This is a genomic window from Hyphomonas sp. (genome assembly GCF_040882205.1).
Taxonomy (GTDB): domain Bacteria; phylum Pseudomonadota; class Alphaproteobacteria; order Caulobacterales; family Hyphomonadaceae; genus Hyphomonas.
Window position 1 is genome coordinate 1 of record NZ_JBBEBT010000135.1, and the last position, 5,006, is coordinate 5,006.

The following is a 5,006-nucleotide window of genomic DNA, read 5'->3' on the forward strand; positions in this document are numbered from 1 at the left end:
GGCGCTCAAAACGCTGCACATCAGCAACAACGCCGGGAACGGAAACTGATCAGATTTTCCCCGGTTCTTCAGCAGCCTGCTAAGGGTTCACATGCCTCGCCGCATCTCATCCCAGGCGTTGGCGAGGGCGGCCTGGTGGGCGGGGGCGGCGATGGCGATCAGGGCGTTTGCCCGTGCGTCGAGGTCGAGGCCGCGCAAGCGCGCGATGCCGTGCTCGGTGATGACCACTTCCATGTCGGCGCGGGAGACGGTGACTGCGTTGGGTGCGAGCCTCGGGACGATGCGGCTGAGGGCGCCGCCCCCTGCGGTGGAGAGGAGGGCGGTGATGCCGGTGCCGCCGTGGGAGGCGCAGGCGCCGCGCAGAAAATCGGTCAGGCCACCGGTGCCTGAGACCTGCCGTCCACGGATGAATTCGGAATTGGCCTGCCCGAAGAGGTCGACCTCGAGGGCGGAGTTGATTGCGGTGAATTTCTCAATTGCCGCGAGACGGAGGATATTGTGTGTGACGATCACCGGCTCGAAGCGGACGCGCGGTTCTGCGGCAAGGCGGCGGTAAAGCGCCTCGGTGCCGACGGCGACGCCGGTGGTGACCTTTAGGGCCGGGTCCGCATCCAGCATGCCGATGACGGGATCGGATATGATGCCGGACCAGATCGACAGCCCCTTGCGCCCGGCGAGCTCGGTGAGCACGGCCTGCTGCACGTTGCCGATGCCGAACTGCAGGGCGGCTCCGTCCGGCACGAGGGCGCAAATGTGGCGCGCTATATCAGCGAAGGCCGGCGCGAGCGGGGCGGGGGCCACGCTGAGCAAGGCGCTGGTGTCTTCCGTGACCTGCGCAAAGCGCGACAGCGGCACGCGCGGGGTATGCGGCGGGGCGGGCATGTTCGGATTGATCACGGCGAGCAGCGGCACGTCCGCGCGCGCAACCAGGGCCGGGCCGAAATCGACGCTGACGCCTAAGGTGACATTTCCATCCGTATCCGGAGGGGAGACGAGGAGGATGCCGCCATCGAGCGGCGTCTGCCCGATCCAGTCCCAGGACTGGAAATAGGTCATCGGCAGGATGCGCGTGCGCCCGTGCTCGAAGGAGGCACGCAGGACAGGGGCGAGGAAAGTGGTTTCGGCTTCGGCGCCAGGGTGCAGGCCCGCCCAGTCGGTCTGGTTAATTCCGGGCACCCATTGGCCGACGAAGGTGACGCCGTCTGCCAGTTCGGGCGCCGCGCGGAAGGCTTCGGCGAGCCCGAGCGGTTCGCCGCTGCAGCCGCCGGTGAACAGGCGCGCGCGCTTAGGCAGGCGGGCGCGAAAGGCGCTGAGGGCCGCGTTGAGGCTCATGTCACTTTCCAGTCCGGTTTGCGCTTGCCGAGGAAGGCGCTGACGCCTTCGCGGAAATCTGGATTGGCGAAGCCTTCCAGGAACAGCGCCCCGGCTTCCGGCGAGGCAGGGCCGCGGCCGGCTTCGAAGCCGCGCAGCATCTGCTTGGTGGCGCGCACCGACCATTGCGACTGGGCCGCGATCTCGAGGGCAAGGGCGCGGGCGGCGGGCAGGATGCCGGGCGCGTCTACCACTTCGTCAATGAGCCCCATCGCGCGCGCTTCGGCTGCGTTGAAGTTGCGGCCGGTGAAGAGGAGGCGTTTGGTGGCGCCGGGGCCGACGAGGCGGACAAGGCGCGCCATGTCGCCCGGCGGATAGACGAGGCCAAGTCTGGCCGGCGTGATACCAAGGCTGGCGGTGACGGTTGCAATCCGCAGGTCGCAGGCGGCGGCCAGGCTGACGCCGCCGCCGACACAAGCGCCTTCGATGGCAGCAATCACCGGTTTCGCGCTGTCTTCAAGAGCGGCCAGCGCCCGGGCGATTGTCTCGCCGGAATGGCGGGCGGCGTCTTCGGTGGCATAGATCACCGGGAACTCGGAAATGTCGGCGCCGGCGGCAAACACGCCGCTGCCGCCGCCATGCAGCAGGATGACTTTCACGCCCGGATCCGAATTGGCCTCTGCGACCCGGCCGGGCAGGCTCGCCCACATCTCGAGCGAAAGGGCATTGCGGCGTTGGGGCTGGTCCAGAATGATTTCGGCAATTGGCGCGGCGATCTCTAGCCGGATGGTCTGGGTCAATTCAGTCTCCGCCGCTTGAAGGGATTGGACAGCGCCTCATCCTCGTCATAGTCTAATCATAGCGTTAACCTATGGGGCTGGGGTGTTCATTGGCAATCGCATGGGGACCACCAACATGTTGAATCGACTGACGGACCGGCGGATGCGCCGCGTTATCCTGTCTGCCCTGGCCGGGACAGCCCTGCTTGCAGGTTGCGACCAGCTCACCGAGCGGCTCGACCGGGCGAAGGAGGTTGCTGAGACCTCGGCCGGCCAGATCAGCGGCGAAACCATCGTCGATCCCGGCGCGCGCAACCTCGAGACCGCTTCAATCGCAGACCGGGCGCTGGCCGGCACCGTGATGGCCGAGTTCGTGGTGGATGAAGAAGAGCGCCCGCTGTTCGCCATCGGCTCTATCATCGCCAAGCCGATTGACATTCCGCCCCCTTCCGCTCTGGCAATGGACGATGAGGCCTTGTCGGCAGAGGAACTCGAGTATTTCGAAGAAGAATATTATTACGAGGAACCGGCCGTGAGCGGGGGGGAAGTGCTGGAAGCCTTGCCGCCACCAGCGTCTGCGCCGGATCTCGCAAGTTCGCGGGCCCCGTCGGCTGTCACGGTGTCGCCGGAGCAGGCGCTTCCCAAAATCACGCTCGATCCGCGCGCGGTGGCCAAGTCCGAACGCGAGATTGCTCAGGCCGGCGCAGACCTCGACAAGATGGTCGCCGAAGAGCCGCTCGCCCAGCGCCGCCTGAAAGGTCTCACGCGTGAGGAGTTCAAGGCGCTGCCAGTCGAGGAAAAGGCCGAGATGCGCAAGCTGGCCCGCCGCGCGCCGGTTTCCAGGGACGCGATCAAGGCGCAGATCGACGCCAACAGCGTGATGCTCGACACGATGACCAAGTATGGCATCGGCGGGGAAGTGGCGCTGTCGCGCCAGGGCCAGATGGTCATCCAGATCGGGGCCGACGGCGCCAGCCCGACCCAGTTTCGCGGGGCGGGTACGGGACCGGCGGATTTCCTCGCGCGTGAGGACGAAACCGAATGCCCGGACGATATCCAGCCGAGCCAGGTGGCCGGTGATCTTGCGCTGGTGACCGCTTGCGTTGTGCGCGACCTGCGGGCGTCGGGCCAGTTCGAGTATGTCGAGAAAGACTTCATCTTTCAGAACCAGTTTGTCCGCCGGACCAGGGACGCGCCGCCGCCTGCCGGAACAGGCGCCAATCCGGGCGGCTCGACCGGTGGGACGACCACGGCTCCGGCGACGCCGGTCAGCTTCAATCCCAATGATCCGCTCTGGACGTTGCAATGGCACTTTAGGGACCAGGGCACGGCCGACGGGCGCACGGCCGGTGGCGCGGGTTTTGAATCCTTCTGGAACCGTCAGGGCACCGCCGGTTCGCGCAGCGTTGTCGTGGCAGTGATCGATACCGGCCTTCAGATGTCGCATCCGGACATTGCCGGATCGCCGAACATCATGGCGGGCTGGGACATGGTTTCCGATCCGCGCATGGGCAATGACGGTGACGGGCGCGACAGCGATCCGAATGATCCAGGCGACATGTGTGATCCGACCAGGCCCTATGCCGCTGACAGCTTCCACGGCACGCATGTGGCCGGCACGGTCGGCGCGGCGTCCACCAATAATGGCGCAGGCGTTGCGGGCGGCGCTTGGAATGTGCGCGTTGTCCCGGTCCGGGCGCTCGGTAAATGCGGCGGGCGCCTGTCTGACATCAACGACGCGATCCGCTGGTCCGCCGGTCTGATCCCGGCTGAAGGCCCGGCTGACACGGAAGTCTGGAACGAGAACCCGGCGGACATCATCAACCTGTCCATAGGCCTGCTGGGTGCCTGCCCGGCTTCGCTGCAGGATGCGATCGATGCGGTCACCGAGCGCGGTGCGATCGTCGTTTCAGCCGCCGGCAATGCGCGCATGTCCACCACATTCTATGCTCCGGCCGGATGCCGCGGCGTGGTGACGGTGGCGGCCAGCGATGCGCGCGGGCAGATCACGCCTTACTCGAACTATGGCCCGGAAGTGACCCTTCTGGCGCCGGGCGGCGACCTGACGCGCGATGACAATGGCGATGGCAAGCCGGACGGCGTGCTGTCCACCAAGGCGGCTTCTAACTGCTATGACCCGGTCACCGGAGAGGGTGTCGAGACCTGTTTTTATGCCTATGAGCAGGGCACCAGCATGGCGGCGCCGCATGTCTCGGCGGCGCTCGCGCTGCTGAAGGCGCGTTCGCCTTCGGCCACGAAGGAACAGCTGATCGCCACGCTCAGGGGCGCGCTGGATCCGCGCCAGCCGCTGCAATGCTCCGGACTTTGCAGCCAGTATCCGGGGACGACCGCACTGCCGGGCAATCCTGACATGTGCGCGCGGCCGTGCGGGACAGGTTTGCTCAATCTCGCGAACATACCCGCCGCTTCGACTGGCGCAGGAGGGCGCTGACATGACCGCCACCCGCGCGCCATTGCATCTGGGAGGGCCGCTTGGCGCGCTGGGACTGGGCTGTGTGGGCGGCGCTGTGGCGCTCGCAATTGCGGCCATCAACAATGAACCCTCGCCGCCGCCCTCCGGGCCTGCGCAGGGCGCCGCGCCGGCGCTGAGCGTGGAAATCCAGTCACCGTCTGCGTCCGAGCCGGATTTCGGGCGCGGCGACCAGGCGGAACTGGCGCAGGTGGTTTCGGCGCCGGTGGCCGCCGTGGAGCGGCCGGCCCGCGCGGATGGTACCGAAGTTCAGTTCATAGTCCGTCTCAAGGGCGCGCCGGAAATCGACACCATTACCCGCAATTTCAAACGCGACCCCTCAGCGGCGCAATCGGCCTGGCAGGACCTCGTCACCAGGCTGCCCGGCCTCTGTGACTTCACCCTGGCGGGCGCGAGCTATTCGGGCGAGATCAAGCTTGCCTACC

4 protein-coding genes are annotated in these 5,006 nt (G+C 66.8%); 2 read left to right on the forward strand and 2 right to left on the reverse strand.

The features are described from left to right. Positions 1-87: 87 nt before the first annotated feature. Both WEA77_RS05395 and WEA77_RS05400 read right to left on the reverse strand, forming a co-directional pair. On the reverse strand, positions 88-1,332 hold the full coding sequence (locus tag WEA77_RS05395) for an acetyl-CoA hydrolase/transferase family protein (protein ID WP_368066845.1): 1,245 nt from the start codon (positions 1,330-1,332) through the stop codon (positions 88-90). Then, positions 1,329-2,111 (reverse strand): enoyl-CoA hydratase/isomerase family protein, encoded by a 783-nt coding sequence (locus WEA77_RS05400; protein WP_368066846.1) that lies wholly within the window; start codon positions 2,109-2,111, stop codon positions 1,329-1,331. Before WEA77_RS05400 ends, WEA77_RS05395 begins: the two co-directional genes overlap by 4 nt. Positions 2,112-2,226: 115 nt before the next feature. Between WEA77_RS05400 and WEA77_RS05405 the strand changes: the two genes are divergently transcribed. Together WEA77_RS05405 and WEA77_RS05410 are read left to right on the forward strand one after the other, a co-directional pair. Further along, positions 2,227-4,542 (forward strand): S8 family peptidase, encoded by a 2,316-nt coding sequence (locus WEA77_RS05405; protein ID WP_368066847.1) that lies wholly within the window; start codon positions 2,227-2,229, stop codon positions 4,540-4,542. A gap of 1 nt (position 4,543) precedes the next feature. Beyond that, on the forward strand, positions 4,544-5,006 hold a 463-nt coding region (locus tag WEA77_RS05410; protein WP_368066848.1), incomplete at its 3' end, for a hypothetical protein.